This window comes from Arcticibacter eurypsychrophilus (assembly GCF_001730525.1).
In the GTDB taxonomy this organism is placed as follows: Bacteria; Bacteroidota; Bacteroidia; order Sphingobacteriales; family Sphingobacteriaceae; genus Arcticibacter; species Arcticibacter eurypsychrophilus.
This window is the reverse complement of record NZ_MDFN01000005.1, coordinates 49,456-65,894: the sequence shown is the minus strand read 5'-3', so window position 1 is coordinate 65,894 and position 16,439 is coordinate 49,456. Positions and strand designations below refer to the sequence as shown.

The following is a 16,439-nucleotide window of genomic DNA, read 5'->3' as shown; positions in this document are numbered from 1 at the left end:
GCTAATGTAGTCATCCTGTTTTAATCCGATTGTAAAATAGTACTTGCTTTAATTTTATTCTCGTTTTTAGCTAAAATCAAAAGCTTTTTCTTATCAAGTTAAAGGCAAAATTATCTAAGTTTGTAAGCAAACGATGAAGAAAATAATAATTCTAAGTTCAGTTTTGTTAATCGCTATCGCAGTTATTGCGGTAAAATATTTCTCAGAGCTAACAGGTAATTCAAATAACAATACAAAAGTATTAAAATATATTCCTTCGGACGCCACACTGATTGTCAATTTCAGCAATGATGACTACTTCTATGACATCATAAAAGACTATTCTCTTTTTGATGAATTAATTGGAGAAAAACGGAGTGTGGAGATCTCTCAACTACGGGCAATGCTGCTTAAGCAACCGCTTATAGCAGAAGAAGTTAAGGGTCGGAAGATTTTCATTTCTTTTCATAAGATGCATACTGATTCGCTGGACTATTTATTTTCAATGGGGATGAATGAAGCAGTGAATAAAGAGGAAGCGGAGCTTTTATTAAAAAACTGCACAGGGGTTAAATATAGCTTAATGCCTAAGAGCGATACCTATAAGCTGGAGTTTAAGAATCTGAAACGTCCGTTCTACCTTCATTTTTTTAAGGGAGCAGTGCTGGGAAGTTACTCCAGTGAATTATTGGATAAGGCTGCAGACAGCAAATCTCCGAAAATTTCATCCGAATTTGTTTCCCTGATTAATAAGGAAATAGCAAAAACGCAAAGTACTCCCATCAATCTATTTGTAAATAAAAGCAACTTGTCGTCGTTTGTATTGTCCTTTATGAAAGGAAAAGCAATAGGAAATACGCTTTTATTAAAGGGGCTAAGCGGGTATTCGTCGCTTGGCATGAACTTTAAGAGTGATGCCTTAATGTTTAATGGCAATAGTATTCCAGATACCACAGGGGTAAATTATTTAAATACCTTTTTACATCAGCGTCCGGTAAAAAACCAATTAAAGGCTTTTCTTCCAGTCAATACAGCTAATTTTATCACTTTCGGTATATCAAATTTCAAACTGTTTCATCAGGATTTAACTCACTATTTTACCAAGAAGGGGGAAGTAAAAAAAATGCAGGACCAATTACAAGCCTTACATGCAGACAAAGGCCTTAATTTAGATCTTGATCTACTTCCTCAATTTGGGAATGAATTCATGATTTTTGAAACTGTCCAACAAGAAAAGGTAGGTATTATTAAACTCATCAATGGAACAGCGGTTGATGCATCCTTACAAGCGATATCCAGTAAAAGTTCCGCATTTATCAGCCAGATGAATTATTCGAACATTCTTTATTATTGCCTGGGCGAGCCAATGAGGGCTTTTCCGAAACCCTATTTTCGAATAATTGATAACATTTTGATTATCGCAAATTCCCAGGGCGCCATAACGAGATACATGGATAATTATGATGCGGGTAGTTTTATAGCAAAATCAAAAGAGTTTAAGGATCATGATCAGCTCGTAGCAACAAAAAGTAATATTTCGTTTTTTGCTGAAACACAAAACTCTTCAGGTGTGATTGGTTCCAGATTAAAGAATCGATATGCTGCACTTTTTAAGGATGAAGAAGGTTTGAATAACTTCTATGGCCTTTCCGTACAATGGAGTTCGGCAGGCAGTTATTTTCAAACTAATATATATGCCAATTACAATACACTGGCAAAAAAGGCTTTTAAAAAGGTTTGGTCGTTTAAAATGAATGCCCGGATCGCTTCGGCACCTGCAGTATTTAATGATGGGGACCGAAAAATTATCATGGTTCAGGATAACGTGTATAATCTATATGCGCTTTCGGACGAGGGAAAGAGAATTTGGGCTACACAGCTTCCGGGAACAATACGTGGGGAACTTCATCAATTAAATGATGAATCTATTTTGTTTAATACAGAAGATAAAATATACCGAATCCATCCTGATGGTACTGCTGTAGAAGGCTATCCGCTTTCTCTTCCACAAAAAACGGTATATGGCTTAACGCTAACAGGAACAGACCCGGCTCAGTCATACCTATTAATTGCTGCTCAGAACAAGATATTAGCCTATACTTTAGCAGGGAAAGAGTTGGAAGGCTGGAATAAAAACATGCCATCGAAACTGTGTTCAGCTCCTCTTTACGCAGAAATTGGGAAATTACATTATATCATTGTGGGCACTCAATCGGGGGAATTCTTCTTTTTTAATGCTATGAATGGTTCTTTAATTCATCATGTAGAGGAAAACACGGTTGTCACTGAATTTAAAAATAATCTTTTTCCTGTTATATCGGAGAATCTTAACGACTCCTGGATTGTGACTACGGATACGGCGGGGGTGTTGCATGAAATACCTTTTAATGGAGCAATAACACGTACGAGTGTTGGCGTGTGGGATGAAAATCATATTTTTAGTTATAAAAATATAACAGGTGATAGTAATCCTGAGTATATTTACCTGGACAATAATAGCTTATCTGTGTTAAATAAGGACAATACGACTGTTTTTAGTTATGATTTCGAAAACTCTTCTAAAAACAATCTACAGTTTTTTTCTGTGGATCAAGGGACCTGGAATATTGCTGTATCTTCTTACCAAAAAAATGAATTATACTTATTTGACAATGAAGGCAATCTTTCTAAAGGTTTTCCGGTTAAAGGCACGGGAGAGTTCTATATGGGTACAATCAGGAATGATGGTTTACGCTACCTCATTTGCGGAAGTAATGATGGGAACCTGTATGCTTATAAATTGTAAATCAGCTAGGTGTATTCTTTTATCAACTTTAGCATTTGCTTGGGCCCATCCTGTTGCTGCACAAAAGTTTTCGCTATACGGAACAGGAACGTTATGGGACTCATTTGAAAATCCTTCTCAAAAGTCTTTTGAACTTGATAATAGCAGGCAGTTTGCGTCTAACTTTTTTTTTCCTAACAGCGGGGTTAATGCTAGTTTTTCGGGTCCTGGTAAAGCAGCACTAAAAAATAGTATACTTTATGATAACGGTTTATCGTATACGCCCCTTGATGTGGATTCCCGAAAGTTTAACAGATTTAATGTCAGTACAAATACCTATTTACTCATGTTTCGCCTTCTTAAAACGGTTAAATATCAACGTGAACTGGGCTTCTCCTGGCAAACAAGAGCTGAAACGCAAGGAAAACTGCATAATCAAGCCTTGATTGTTTTTAAAACCAGAACAGATACGAGTGAAAATGGAGTGATACAATACATGGATAGGAAGGGTAAGGATCAACTGTCGGCAACAAATATAGAGGCTCAATCCTACCATCAGATCGGTTTTACATACAAGGAGCAATATAACAAGATGTTCAGTTATGGAGTAAAAGTAAGTTATCTGAGTGGAATTGCTCAAAACTCCATAAAGGTTTCATCTGTGGTGTTAATTCCTAGAACTAACACATTTAATATTGATGGCGATTTAAAGAGCAGCTATAATTATCATGATATTGATCGGGATTATTTAAACCCTGGATTTAAAAATCCAGGTATGTCGGTATCCCTTAGCGGTAATTTTAAGCTTAAAAATGGATTATATGTGTTAACCAATTTGAAAGATATAGGATTTATAAGATGGGGGAAAAAGTCGTACAGGAACGACGGAAGCATTGTCATAGATCCTCTTGGAGATTCGAATGACCAACTGAATTATATACAAAATTCATTAGTCCAGCAACGTTACACAACGTTAATTAATGGAAAGGCTGAAGCGCTTGTCAATAAAGAAATAGGTGCTTTCAAACCATCAATATTGATTTCTAAAAGCCTTTTCAATCATAGTGGTGATATCGTATTAATGAATTCTTATCGATATAAGGTTTTGAATCTAAGCGTTTCTGGAGCTTATAACTTGAATGAATATTTTCAAGTGGGCGGACAGGTGATGTTAAAATCGCCAAATGTGGAATTTTTTATTGGATCAGATAATATTCTGCAATCTTATCATTCCACTGTATTATTAACTCAGAATGAAGAGTCCAGAAAGGAGAATTTCAATGAGGGCATTGCAGGTGCATCTGCCTATATCGGCTTTGCGTTAAAGTTTGGAAGAGTAGTTAGTTATCCCCAAAATGAAAACTATATTCCGGGTATTAATCATAGAATGCCAGGAACTGGCATCTTACGTAAGCTATTTGGAAACAGGGATTAAACGGCTTTAGGAGTTGTCGCGACAAAATCTTTTAAATAGTAGGGCTCAAAATAGGCTAGATCTTCAAATAATTGCGTATTATATTTGTCATAAGCCTGTGCATTATGATCAACTGCGGAATTAGTAAAGTCAGTAATAAAAATTGCATTAGGGTGATTTCCTAGTGATGCGATGCACTTTTCTGCTCCATCTCCAAAGAACACAACCTTATGTTTTTCTAGAATAGAAGAGAACGATGTTTCTTCTATGACATTTGCGGCTATAGGGCTAATCGGAACTAATTCGGCATTGTATATCGCAGAATACACCTCCATTCTTCTGGCATCGATCATTGGACAATATAAATGCTCTCCACTACCTAAATTAATTTTTATGCTAGCAGCCATTGCTTTTAAGGTATCAATAGCAATCAGTGGAATACTTAGTCCATAACAAAGTCCTTTAGCCGTAGAAACGCCTATACGTAAGCCTGTATAAGATCCAGGTCCCATGCTTACGGCAACTGCATCAAGGTCTGTCAATTTCTTATCTGCCACTTTCATGACATCTTCAATAAATAAAGTGATACTGGAAGCGTGAATATTCCGTTCGGCTGCCTCTTTGAATGAAAGAGTTTGTCCGTTTTCTGAAAGAGCTACAGAGCAGGAGATGGTTGAAGTTTCAATTTGAAGAATTAAAGCCATTTTAATAAGATAAATTGGGACAATAATATAAGTTAAGGAACGGGATCATGACCATGACTTCCCCATGGATGGCATTTGGATATTCGTTTTAGCGTTAGCCAACCACCTTTAAAGGGACCATGCTTTTTAATTGCCTCCACACCATACTGGGAACAGGTTGGTGTAAATCTACAGGATGCACCGGATAGCGGTGATATAAAGTACTGGTAGAACCGTATTAACAGGAGAAATGTAAGGCCGATAACCCATAAAACTGCATCAATTAATTTCCTCACCATACACCTTATTCAATTGCTTTAAAACCAATAAAAGCTTTTTCTCAATTACACTGTAATCGGCAATTTCGTTGCCTATGTAATGTAAAGAAAGCATAATCTGTTGATTTTTCTTGCTTAGAAATGAATATAAAGACAAATCTTTATGCAATCTGTACGCCTCACGGACTCTTCGCTTTAGCAAATTGCGATCAGCGGCGCGCTTAAATTTGCGTTTGGGAACGGCAACAAGTACCTGAACAGGATAGCTGGAAGGTAGTAATTCGAGTAAATGAACAACTCGAAACGGGTAAACTAAAAAAGAAGAACCGTTCGTAAAAAGCTTTTTTAAAAGCCTTTTATTACATAACCGTTCTTCTTTTTTAAATGTGTACATATATTGATTGCGCTAGCCTAAATGCAGATACTCTGCAGATCCGCAGGGAGATAGCTACGATCAATACTATGCTTTATGACTACGTTCGTCTGATACTGTCAATCTTTTTCTACCTTTGGCTCTTCTTGAAGCTAATATTCTTCTACCATTGGCAGTACTCATACGCTCTCTGAATCCGTGCTTATTTCTTCTTTTCCTTTGGGAAGGCTGGAATGTTCTTTTCATGACTTATATAAAATGTGTCTCTATTCTTACAAAGAGCGCAAATATAGGGAGATTTTTTTTATTGTCAAATTTTGTAGTAATAATAAGGTGTTTTTATTAATTTCTTATATCCAGGGACATCATCTATATCTGGAAATGCTCAAAATAGCATTGTTTTCCATACATTTTCAATTTGGTATTTCTTTGAACTCGACCTTTACCTGATCTGTTCAGTAGTTATTGGTAATGTCGTGTATGTCAAGTATACAACACAACTATTTGATGTGCTCATAGTTATTTAGTTATTCTATTCAAATTTAGCACTCCTCTGAACTTGATCTTTATCCAGTCTGTATTCAAGCAATTATTATGTAATTTTGAGCGCATGGAAGAGGTATCTCAATTAACCGAATTTGGAAAAGTATTTATAATCCTCATCACAGGTCTCCTACTCGTGTCTGGCACAATATTACTATCCGGTTTTCTTGCTCCCTCCAAACCAAACGAAACTAAGTTAAGCTCTTATGAGTGTGGTGAAGAACCTACAGGTAATGCGTGGATTCAGGTGAATACCCGTTTTTACGTTATAGCATTGGTGTTTTTATTGTTTGAAGTAGAGATGATATTTATTTTCCCCTGGTCAACTGTTTTTGGTCAAAAGGAGCTTATTCTGGCAGACCATGCATGGGGCTGGCTTACTTTAATTGAAATGTTTATTTTTGTAGGTGTTCTTTTACTTGGTTTGGTTTATGTCTGGATGCGTAAAGATTTGAATTGGATCAAACCCAACCCTATTTTAACTGTGATTGATACTGGCATTCCATTGAGTGCTTATGATAGGATTAATTCAGAAATATATACAGTAAAATCATTTTCAATGGATTCCTTTCCTTTAGTGGCTGAAAAAGAAAATGTAATTACACAACCTAATGTAAAGCCGGCATTTAAGCCTGCTTTTAAAAGAATACAGAAATGAGTCTTGATAAAATGTCCCAGGATGGAGGAATTATAGTTACGAAGCTGGATGATTTATTGAATTGGGCCAGACTTTCTTCTTTATGGCCTGTAAGTTTCGGTATAGCTTGTTGTGCAATTGAGATGATGGGTGCTTATTCTGCCAATTTTGATTTGGATAGGCTTGGGGTTTTTCCACGTCCTACTCCCCGCCAATCTGATGTGATCATCATCGCAGGTACGGTTACCTTTAAAATGGCTGAGCGTATTCGTAGATTATATGAACAAATGCCCGAACCCAGATATGTTATTTCAATGGGCTCCTGCTCAAATTGCGGGGGGCCTTATTGGCAATATGGCTACCATGTGGTGAAAGGAGTTGATAGGATTATACCAGTTGATATCTATGTGCAGGGATGTCCGCCCCGACCTGAAGCATTAATTGGAGGAATCATCGAATTGCAAAAAAAAATTAGGGGAGAGAGTCTTTTGACTTCCAGCTAGTTAACATTCAAGTGAACATACTAAATCCTATTCAGGTAGTAGACTTAAATTAGTTTTTTTCGCAGATTTAAACTAAACTTGCAACAATGAAAGCATTTTATGGTGATTTGCGTGTAGGAATTCTTGGAGGCGGTCAACTTGGCCGTATGCTAATTCAGGAAGCTATAAACTACAATGTCAACATCCGAGTTTTAGACCCTGACCCTGATGCATCTTGCAAGCACTTGTGTAACAAATTTGTAGTTGGTTCTTTAACCGATTATGAGACCGTGTATGAATTTGGAAAAAATACAGATTTGTTAACTATTGAAATCGAAAAAGTAAACGTAGATGCCCTTCAAAAGTTAGAAGAAGAAGGTGTATTAGTTTATCCAGAGCCGCGTGTTATCCGCCTTATTCAGGATAAGGGGCTGCAGAAAGAGTTTTTCAAACAACACGATATCCCTTCTGCTCCATTTCAGCTCATCACATCCAAAGAATTTCTTAAGACTGCTGTTATCCCATTCCCTTATATTCAAAAGTTAAGGAGAGATGGTTATGATGGAAAAGGAGTGAAGAAAATAAATAATGAAGGGGACTTCAAACATGCTTTTGATGAGCCTAGTATCATTGAAGAATGGATAGATTTCGATCGCGAAATTGCAGTTATTGTTGCCCGAAATAATGACGGAGAAACAAAAGCGTATCCTTGTGTAGAGATGGAATTCAATAGTGAAGCCAACCTCGTAGAGTTTCTTATTTCTCCATCTACATTAACATTAGAAATTCAGCAAAGAGCAGAATTTCTCGCTTTAGAAATTGCTAATGCGCTAAAGATAACAGGGCTGCTTGCTGTAGAAATGTTTCTTACTAAAGATGGAGAAATATTGGTAAACGAATTAGCGCCACGCCCGCATAACAGCGGACACCATACTATAGAAGGGAATTTTGTTTCTCAATTCGAACAACACCTTAGGGCTATATTTAATTTACCGCTAGGAGATATCAGATTGATAAGCAATGCGGTGATGATTAATCTTTTGGGAGAACCCGGTTTTGAAGGACCAGCTGTATATGAAGGATTAAACGATATCCTGAAGATGGACGGGGTATATGTCCATCTATATGGAAAGAAATTTACAAAGCCTTTCAGAAAAATGGGACATATTACCATTATAGATGAGATCAGGGAAAAGGCGATAGAAAAAGCCCGTATGATTCAGGAAATAGTTAAAGTTAAAGCATAACAAATAAGATGAAGGTTGGAATAATAATGGGCAGCAAATCTGATTTACCAGTGATGCGAGATGCAGCGGACATATTGTTAAGTTTAGGTGTTGAGTTTGAAATCACAGTAGTTTCGGCTCACAGAACTCCTGAAAGGATGTTTCAATATGCTAAAACGGCATCAGAAAGAGGTATTGGGGTGATTATTGCGGGAGCTGGTGGTGCTGCTCATTTACCAGGAATGGTGGCCTCTATTACGCATTTACCTGTTATAGGCGTTCCAATTAAATCATCTAACTCCATAGATGGATGGGATTCGATTTTATCAATTTTACAAATGCCAAACGGTATTCCCGTAGCTACTGTCGCATTAAATGCTGCTAAAAATGCAGGAATTCTTGCCGCTCAAATACTCGCCCTTTCAAACTGTGACTTAACTCAACGACTAAAAACTTATAAAGAAGATTTAAAACTTAAAGTGGAAGAATCAGCTAGAGAAATGGAGCTTTCTTTTAATTCAAAATAGTTAATATTTACGAAGTCGAATTATTTGGGATTGTGGGTGTTTATTCCCTATTTTGCTGAAAGCAACAACTTGATTATAAGCGAATCCAGCTTTATTACCAACACACAATCTGCTAAACTTAATTTGCTTACTGATCTTTTACATTTGTCACGTAGTTATTTTATCTATTGTAATCTCTTTCACAATCGTTATCCAATAGATTTTCTTTTTGGTGATGTCGCTGTTGCATTATCCTGTCCTGTTATTAATGCTTCTTAGTTGGGAAATGTTCTATTGCATTATCCTTGCACAATACAACCTACCTCCAGCATAAAGATATCGAGACCAGATTTGTATGATCTTTGCAGTTCAAATATTAAAATGACATTAAATCTTCAACTTTCTGAACTATAAGACTCTTTAATTCCAAAGTGGATTTTCTGGAAAATTAGCTATATGAGCATATTTGGGACCAAGTTGCGAAACAATCTCTTTCCATAAATTATCAATGTTATTATTAGTAATCATCTCTGGTTTATACGTATTTTGAACAAGCCATGAATTCTGTTCAAGCTCTTTATTTAGTTGACCAGGTTCCCAGCCAGAGTATCCAATAAAAAACTTGATTTCATGTTTTTCAATATGTTTCGCATTAATCATAAGCATAAGCATTTCAAAATCACCTCCCCAATATATCCCTTTGGCAATTTCTAACCCTCCATCCAATCTATCATTACATATATGAAGAAAATGAAGTGTATCTGCTCCTACTGGCCCCCCGATGAAAATAGGAAAATCTGCATCAGGACAATCCGGAATAACATCATTTAAAAAAAAACTACTTTTTTGATTCAATACATAACCAATAGTTCCTTCTTCATTATGTTCTGTAAGTAATAATACGGAACGCTTAAAGTTAGGGTCCATCATAAATGGCTCGGATATAAGCAAACTTCCTTTTAATGGTTGAGCTTTATTTAACATATTTTTCTAACAATATCAATCTATTATATGTTTTTTACAACTTATTATACAAAAATATAATAGTTAAAATTAATCAATGAGTAGATTTGTATACTTATGACCATACATAAAGCAATTATCCAGAATTTAAGGCAAGATTACCGGGCTGCTACACTTTCAGAAGAAGATGTTGCAAAAAATCCTATCAGCCAATTTTCAACATGGTTTTCAGATGCCATGAGTTCTGAAATACATGAACCAAATATTATGACTTTAGCTACAGCTACTGCAGACGGAATACCTTCTGCGCGTATAATGTTGCTTAAAGGATTCGATGATAAGGGTTTCGTATTTTACACCAATTACCTGAGTCGAAAAGGTCAGGAAATAACAAAAAATTCTAAGGCTGCACTTGTTTTCTTCTGGCAGGATCTTGAGCGTCAGGTACGAATTGAGGGTACTCTCGAAAAACTAGATGAAAAGGAATCTGAAACTTATTTTCATTCGCGCCCTAAAGCCAGTCAGATTGGAGCACTTGCATCTCCCCAAAGTCGAGAAATAGACAATAAACAATTTTTACTAAATAACATCCAATTGCTGGAGGAAAAATATAAGGACATTGCTGAAATTCCTAAACCTCCCCATTGGGGAGGATATATTGTGAAACCTTCCCTTATTGAATTTTGGCAAGGAGGGCATGGCAGGTTGCACGACCGTATTGTTTACAAGTTGGCGGGAAATCAAAATTGGAAAATTACACGTTTAGCACCTTAGAATGACTTTTGAAGAAGTAAAAGAATTACTTATAGCAAAATTTGGGCAAGAAGTAATTGTACAGGAGGAGCCCAATGGACATCAGCCGGCTTTAATTATTGCATCTAAATCTATTGCAGCGATTTGCTTAGAGTTAAGAGACAACGAAAAGACCTGGTTTGACTATCTTTCTTGCCTTAGCGGCATAGATTATGGTGTGGATGAGAATATATTCGGAATTGTTTATCATCTGGCATCACTTCCTTACAAAACTACACTTACTTTAAAGGTCAAGCAGTATCATGATCGAAGCAGAGATGAACTTCCATCTTTTCAAACGGTTACGGATGTTTGGAAAGCCGCAGAATGGCATGAACGGGAAGCATATGACCTGCTTGGTATCAGGTTTGAAAAACACCCTGATTTGCGAAGAATATTATTGCCTGATGACTGGGAAGGTTACCCCTTACGCAAAGATTATAAAGTACAAGAATATTACAACGGTATTAAGGTCGACTAATGGAATCAACGCGCTATCAAAAACTCATATCTAATATTGAGCCAACAGAAATGATTCTCAATATGGGCCCTCAGCATCCCTCCACTCATGGTGTACTTCGTTTAGAACTGATTACTGATGGAGAGATTGTAAAAGAAGTAATTCCACATGTAGGTTATCTTCATCGTTGTTTTGAGAAGCATGCTGAAAATCTCACTTACCAACAAACTATTCCATTTGTAGATCGGCTAGATTATCTCGCTTCGATGAATAGTAGTCATGCCTGGGTCATGGGTGTAGAAAAAATGCTGGGTATAGATGGCGACATTCCTAAGCGCATCGAATACATCAGGGTCCTGGTATGCGAGTTAAACCGTATTGGCTCTCATCTCATCGCTTTAGGCACTTATGGTATTGATATAGGAGCCTTTACTCCCTTTCTTTGGTGTTTTAGAGACAGGGAACATATTATGAATATGCTAGAGTGGGCATCAGGTTCCCGCATGTTATACAACTATATCTGGGTAGGTGGTCTTTTTTACGATCTGCCTGTTGGTTTTGAAGAAAGATGCAAGGAATTTATTGCGTATTTTAAACCCAAGATGAACGAGTTAAACGAACTGCTTACTGGCAATCAAATATTTATATCGCGCACCGCAAATGTAGGAATATTGCCACTTCAAACAGCTGTAAACTATGGATGTTCAGGACCCATGTTACGTGGATCAGGTTTAAAATGGGATCTTAGAAGAGTTGATGAATATTCCGCATATCCGGAACTGGAATTTGAAATCCCCGTAGGTAAAGGAGAAATGGGTACTACAGGAGATTGTTGGGACAGATTCAAAGTTCGTACCGACGAAATAAAAGAATCTGTACATATAATAAGTCAATGCCTGGAGCGCTTACAAACCGATTTAAAAAGAACGCCTGATTTTGACCCGAGAGCTAAGCTACCTAAAAAGATCATTCCTAAAGCCCAGGATTATTATGTGAGAGCAGAAAATCCAAGGGGTGAATTAGGCTTTTATTTCATCACCGATGGAAAGACTGAAATCCCTAAGCGGGTTAAAGCTAGAGCACCCAGCTTTTGCAACTTATCTGTCATTTCAGAGATTTCCAGAGGCGTATTAATTGCAGATATGGTGGCTATTATTGGCTCTGTAGACATCGTTTTAGGAGAACTAGACCGATAATGGACTAGTAAACCTTAACCATGTAAATATAATTCTCAATCCTTTTAATCTGATCACCTCTACTCAATGAAGATAGCGTATTTTTAGTGTTCAATATAACCTTTCTGCCTAAACTATCTTTAGGCATAGCTTGTATAGCCTCTAATAAATACGCTGACTTTATCGCAAATGAAGCACCATCTGTCTTGTCCTGTTTTGCATTAACAATACCAACTACATTTCCTTTGCTATCCAATAAAGGGCCTCCGCTATTACCACCATTTACAGAAATATCTACCTGATAAGCAATCGTATCACCAGCATAACCGCTCATAGAACTTAAGTAACCTCGGGTATAAGTAAGGTCATCTTTCGGGTAACCAAGTGTGTATACATCAACCCCCAGATCAGAGCCTGATTTCTTGAAAGAATATGGTAAAGATCGTAATGTTTTAAAAGAAGGATCAATCACTTTTAAGACTGCGATATCGTAAGAAGGATGAATATATACCGTTGTCGCTTTATAAGAAATACCATCGTTATCTTGAATATATACAGAATCAGCACCCTTAACCACGTGATAGTTAGTTATAACGTAACCATCTGTATTTAATGCAAACCCGGTACCACTAAATAAAGAAGGAGTAGATGGGCTTTTTGAAGAGGCATTAATATTTTGTAAGATTTCATTTTGGGAGCGCTTAACCTTCGTATTGATGTCTCTGCTCCATTCTCTTCTTAAGGCATTATAATCTGATCTGATAGAAGTGGCCTGATTGAAAGATCCTGTAGACAATAAAGTAGTTAAGACAGCCAATATAGCTATAGAAGCCGCTACAGCAACATTAGAATGATACTTTTTCCATAATACCTTCATTTTTACCGATGTAGGAATAACCTCTTCGCGAATGGCAGAAATATCTAATCGAGCATGTATTGCATTCATATCGGAAATCAACTTTCGATGCTCCCCATACTCTTTTATTTGCTTCATAAATTGCTCATGCAGGACCACCTTCCGGTCTAAAGAAGGATCTATAGCCCTTGACTGCTCAAATGCAGCTGATTCTTCATCAGACATTTCATTCATCAAATAAGCTTCAATTTGTTCAGTTATGTCCATTGTTTATTGATTATGCTTGAAAAAATAACTTTTTCAAGCGTTGCAGGCATTTGTACTTTTGGTTTTTTGCATTATCTGCATTGGTATAACCAAACTTTTCACATATATCTTGCATTGACTTACTATTCATATAAAAATCCTCTATAATCGTTTTACAAGGTTCACCAAGACGACCTAGAGCAAGTTCCATTAAATCAAACTGTTTATCCCTCTCTTCATGTTGCTCAATATCATCTTCTACAGAGAGCACCTCTTCAAAATCAACTATATTACCCGTTACCCGACTCTTTTGAGATAGCCTTTTTAACCAAAGCCTTCTGCAAACTGAATAAATAAAAGTTTTCAATTTACTATTCAGTACAAAGTCCCCTTTTTTAACTTTATTGTAAAGAACGATAACAGACTCCTGAAATATATCTTTGGCATCATCATCATTTCCATTGTTCATGACAACAAGTTGTAAAATCATTGGAAAATATGCCTCGTACAATTTATCCAGAACGCCTTTCGAGTCATTAAGAATTCCAAGTATAACCTCATTATCACTTGGTTCAAACCTTTTTACCTCTCTGCTCACTATTTATACTTAATTATGAAATTTGTAACCCAATGATAAATGAAATAATAAATAAAAAATATATTCAATCCCATGGGTTACTTTTTACAATCTTAAGTATTAATCTGTAAATTGTTTAAATTAATAATAATCACCAAGATGAAAAATCTAGTAAAATTCGGTTTCATTGCATTAGCAATCACTTTATCAGCATCTGCATGTAACTCTACTAAAGTTGAAAATGGTACTGACTCTACATCTGTAGATTCTGCTACAACTGATACTACAATGTTATCTGATACTACTGCAGTTATTGATTCAGCAGCTGCTGACTCAACTGGCATGTAATTCACTTACCCTTGAAACAAAAACTTTGACTCATACTCAAAGTTTTTGTTTTTTATAAAGGTTACCTTTTGAAAACTTTGGTATTAACGATAAACTATTAAAAAAATAAATATGAAAAATCTATTTAAATTCGGCTTCTTAGCTCTAGCTATTACTCTTTCTGCAGCTGCTTGTAATTCAACTAAAACTGATAGCAGTACTGCTGATTCTATCGATTCTAACGCATCAGCTAGCATTGATTCTATCGACTCTAGCGCTACAGCTAAAACTGATACTATTGACTCTGCAGCAGATGCTACTGTTGATTCAGTTAAATAAGAACTAAATTATTGGTCTTTCTAAGATTCAATGTAATGCAATTAATCAACAGATTAGTTGCATTTTTTTTGTCTTATATTATTTACTATAACAGATTATATCATACCATCACAAGTCATTTACTTCTATAAAGATGAACTAATAGGTGTTTCTAAAATTAGTGATAAAAAAAATACATTTACCTGCTTAAAACTTTACTACCAAGTCCCGAACACTATTGATTTTTAATAACATATTAAAGTTGCAGTACCAACAGTATTCCCCGGATTATACGCCAAAGGTTACCTTTGTAATACTCATTAATAAACAAATACTATTTAAGCTTTCATCCGGAAAGATTAACTTTGCCAAAAATAAAACATGATATTAACTTCATTAAGTGCCATTTCCCCTGTAGATGGTCGATATAATAAAGCAACTCGCGAACTTTCTGCCTATTTTTCTGAAGCTGCTCTAATACGTTATAGAGTATTTATTGAAGTGGAGTACTTTATAAAATTATGTTCCATTCCTCTCCCTCCTCTGAAAGATTTTCCAGCCGGTAAATATGTCGCATTAAAAACCATTTACGAAAACTTTACTGAAGCTGATGCTCAACGGGTAAAAGATATAGAAAGCATCACCAATCATGATGTTAAAGCAGTAGAATACTTTATTAAAGAAGTGTTTGACAAGCTAGATCTTCATGCTTACAAAGAATTTATACACTTTGGACTTACATCCCAAGACATCAACAATACCGCAATTCCATACTCATTTAAACTTGCTGTAGAACAATCCTATCTTCCGGCTGTAGATGAATTGCTTGCTAAACTTAAAGAGCTTGCTGCAACTTGGGAGAACATCCCTATGCTCGCTCACACCCACGGACAGGCTGCCTCTCCAACACGTCTTGGCAAAGAAATCTATGTTTTTGTTGAACGCATTGAAGCACAGCTAAAACAATTCAAGCATATCCCCTTTTCAGCTAAATTTGGTGGAGCTACCGGTAACTTTAATGCCCATCATGTTGCTTATCCGGAAATAAATTGGAAGCAGTTTGCGGATAACTTTGTTAACGATGAGTTGAAATTAAATCGCTCTCAATACACCACACAAATTGAGCACTACGATAATTTTGCCGCTCACTGCGACGCCTTTAAGCGCATTAATAATATCATACTTGATTTAAATCGCGATATGTGGATGTATATCATGATGAATTATTTCGGCCAAAAGATCAAAGCCGGTGAAATCGGATCGTCTGCTATGCCTCATAAAGTTAACCCAATAGATTTTGAAAACTCTGAGGGTAACGTAGGCATCGCTAACGCATTATTTGAACACTTTGCAGCTAAACTACCAGTCTCTCGACTCCAACGGGATCTGACCGATTCTACAGTGCTCCGTAATGTTGGAGTTCCCATCGCTCATACCTTGATTGCCATTAAATCTACCCTCAAAGGACTTGGTAAATTATTGTTAAATCAGAGTGTCATCGAAAGACATCTTAACGAAAACTGGGCAGTTGCAGCGGAAGCCATTCAAACTATTTTAAGAAGGGAGGGCTACCCGAACCCTTATGAAGCTTTAAAAGAGTTAACACGAACCAACGAAAAAGTAAGCGCAAATACGATAGCTAATTTTGTATCAACTTTAAATGTTTCAGAAAGTGTTAAAGAAGAAATCAGGAAAATTAGTCCCCTTACCTATGTCGGCATCTAAATAAAACAAGTCCGAAAGCCCTGCAAATCTGGGTCATCCACACGTAAAAAGCGATCAGAATGATAATTCGATAAGTTATTTTGATATTTTTGTAGTAGAAACATATCCCATGGCA

Annotated in this window: 19 protein-coding genes; 12 read left to right on the top strand and 7 right to left on the bottom strand. The window is 36.4% G+C overall.

Going from position 1 to position 16,439, the window contains the following annotated elements:
* Positions 1–133 precede the first annotated feature (133 nt).
* Together BFL47_RS04215 and BFL47_RS19710 are read left to right on the top strand one after the other, a co-directional pair.
* Positions 134–2,764 carry a hypothetical protein gene (locus BFL47_RS04215; protein WP_069658562.1) on the top strand — a complete coding sequence of 877 codons (2,631 nt, stop codon included), beginning with the start codon at positions 134–136 and terminating at the stop codon, positions 2,762–2,764.
* Entirely contained in the window at positions 2,700–4,178 is a 1,479-nt protein-coding gene (locus BFL47_RS19710) for a DUF5723 family protein (protein ID WP_170827263.1), read from the top strand. Before BFL47_RS04215 ends, BFL47_RS19710 begins: the two co-directional genes overlap by 65 nt.
* Here BFL47_RS19710 and tsaB read toward each other — a convergent pair.
* The 4 genes from tsaB to rpmH all read right to left on the bottom strand — a co-directional run bounded on the left by tsaB (position 4,175) and on the right by rpmH (position 5,737).
* Positions 4,175–4,861, bottom strand: coding sequence for a tRNA (adenosine(37)-N6)-threonylcarbamoyltransferase complex dimerization subunit type 1 TsaB (gene tsaB / locus BFL47_RS04205; protein WP_069658560.1), 687 nt, complete (start codon positions 4,859–4,861; stop codon positions 4,175–4,177). The genes BFL47_RS19710 and tsaB overlap by 4 nt on opposite strands.
* 32 nt (positions 4,862–4,893) lie before the next feature.
* The gene (yidD, locus tag BFL47_RS19220; RefSeq protein ID WP_083257000.1) at positions 4,894–5,139 is read right to left on the bottom strand and encodes a membrane protein insertion efficiency factor YidD; all 246 of its coding nucleotides are present in this window, start codon (positions 5,137–5,139) and stop codon (positions 4,894–4,896) included.
* A complete protein-coding gene (locus BFL47_RS04200; RefSeq protein WP_069658559.1) occupies positions 5,120–5,512 on the bottom strand; it encodes a ribonuclease P protein component in 393 nt (130 codons plus the stop codon). The genes yidD and BFL47_RS04200 overlap by 20 nt, the downstream gene beginning before the upstream one ends.
* A gap of 66 nt (positions 5,513–5,578) precedes the next feature.
* Positions 5,579–5,737, bottom strand: a complete 159-nt coding sequence (rpmH, locus tag BFL47_RS19215; protein WP_083256999.1) for a 50S ribosomal protein L34 — start codon at positions 5,735–5,737, stop codon at positions 5,579–5,581.
* 364 nt (positions 5,738–6,101) lie between these two features.
* Here rpmH and BFL47_RS04195 point away from each other — a divergent pair, with 364 nt between their 5' ends.
* The 4 genes from BFL47_RS04195 (at position 6,102) to purE (ending at position 8,906) form a co-directional block, all read left to right on the top strand.
* The gene (locus BFL47_RS04195) at positions 6,102–6,692 is read left to right on the top strand and encodes an NADH-quinone oxidoreductase subunit A (protein ID WP_069658558.1); all 591 of its coding nucleotides are present in this window, start codon (positions 6,102–6,104) and stop codon (positions 6,690–6,692) included.
* On the top strand, positions 6,689–7,174 hold the full coding sequence (locus BFL47_RS04190) for an NADH-quinone oxidoreductase subunit B (protein ID WP_069658557.1): 486 nt from the start codon (positions 6,689–6,691) through the stop codon (positions 7,172–7,174). Before BFL47_RS04195 ends, BFL47_RS04190 begins: the two co-directional genes overlap by 4 nt.
* An 86-nt stretch (positions 7,175–7,260) precedes the next feature.
* Complete coding sequence (locus BFL47_RS04185; RefSeq protein ID WP_069658556.1) at positions 7,261–8,400, top strand: 5-(carboxyamino)imidazole ribonucleotide synthase; 1,140 nt, start codon at positions 7,261–7,263, stop codon at positions 8,398–8,400.
* Positions 8,401–8,408: 8 nt separating this feature from the next.
* The gene (gene purE / locus BFL47_RS04180; RefSeq protein WP_069658555.1) at positions 8,409–8,906 is read left to right on the top strand and encodes a 5-(carboxyamino)imidazole ribonucleotide mutase; all 498 of its coding nucleotides are present in this window, start codon (positions 8,409–8,411) and stop codon (positions 8,904–8,906) included.
* 399 nt (positions 8,907–9,305) lie between these two features.
* Here purE and BFL47_RS04170 read toward each other — a convergent pair whose 3' ends face one another.
* On the bottom strand, positions 9,306–9,869 hold the full coding sequence (locus BFL47_RS04170; protein WP_069658553.1) for a YqgE/AlgH family protein: 564 nt from the start codon (positions 9,867–9,869) through the stop codon (positions 9,306–9,308).
* 96 nt (positions 9,870–9,965) lie between these two features.
* Here BFL47_RS04170 and pdxH point away from each other — a divergent pair, with 96 nt between their 5' ends.
* From pdxH to BFL47_RS04155, 3 genes are read left to right on the top strand one after another with little or no spacing between them, the layout of a single operon-like run.
* Entirely contained in the window at positions 9,966–10,622 is a 657-nt protein-coding gene (pdxH, locus tag BFL47_RS04165) for a pyridoxamine 5'-phosphate oxidase (RefSeq protein WP_069658552.1), read from the top strand.
* 1 nt (position 10,623) lies between these two features.
* Positions 10,624–11,121 carry an NADH-quinone oxidoreductase subunit C gene (locus tag BFL47_RS04160; protein WP_069658551.1) on the top strand — a complete coding sequence of 166 codons (498 nt, stop codon included), beginning with the start codon at positions 10,624–10,626 and terminating at the stop codon, positions 11,119–11,121.
* A complete protein-coding gene (locus tag BFL47_RS04155) occupies positions 11,121–12,296 on the top strand; it encodes an NADH-quinone oxidoreductase subunit D (protein WP_069658550.1) in 1,176 nt (391 codons plus the stop codon). Before BFL47_RS04160 ends, BFL47_RS04155 begins: the two co-directional genes overlap by 1 nt.
* A gap of 4 nt (positions 12,297–12,300) precedes the next feature.
* Here BFL47_RS04155 and BFL47_RS04150 read toward each other — a convergent pair whose 3' ends face one another.
* Positions 12,301–13,398: a S1C family serine protease gene (locus BFL47_RS04150; RefSeq protein WP_069658549.1), complete on the bottom strand. Its 1,098-nt coding sequence runs from the start codon at positions 13,396–13,398 to the stop codon at positions 12,301–12,303.
* A gap of 10 nt (positions 13,399–13,408) precedes the next feature.
* Positions 13,409–13,975, bottom strand: a complete 567-nt coding sequence (locus BFL47_RS04145; RefSeq protein WP_069658548.1) for an RNA polymerase sigma factor — start codon at positions 13,973–13,975, stop codon at positions 13,409–13,411.
* 138 nt (positions 13,976–14,113) lie between these two features.
* Between BFL47_RS04145 and BFL47_RS19210 the strand changes: the two genes are divergently transcribed.
* The 3 genes from BFL47_RS19210 to purB all read left to right on the top strand — a co-directional run bounded on the left by BFL47_RS19210 (position 14,114) and on the right by purB (position 16,324).
* The gene (locus BFL47_RS19210) at positions 14,114–14,302 is read left to right on the top strand and encodes a hypothetical protein (protein ID WP_083256998.1); all 189 of its coding nucleotides are present in this window, start codon (positions 14,114–14,116) and stop codon (positions 14,300–14,302) included.
* Positions 14,303–14,413: 111 nt separating this feature from the next.
* Complete coding sequence (locus BFL47_RS04135) at positions 14,414–14,620, top strand: hypothetical protein (RefSeq protein ID WP_069658546.1); 207 nt, start codon at positions 14,414–14,416, stop codon at positions 14,618–14,620.
* A 360-nt stretch (positions 14,621–14,980) separates the two neighbouring features.
* Complete coding sequence (purB, locus tag BFL47_RS04130; protein ID WP_069658545.1) at positions 14,981–16,324, top strand: adenylosuccinate lyase; 1,344 nt, start codon at positions 14,981–14,983, stop codon at positions 16,322–16,324.
* Positions 16,325–16,439 lie beyond the last annotated feature (115 nt).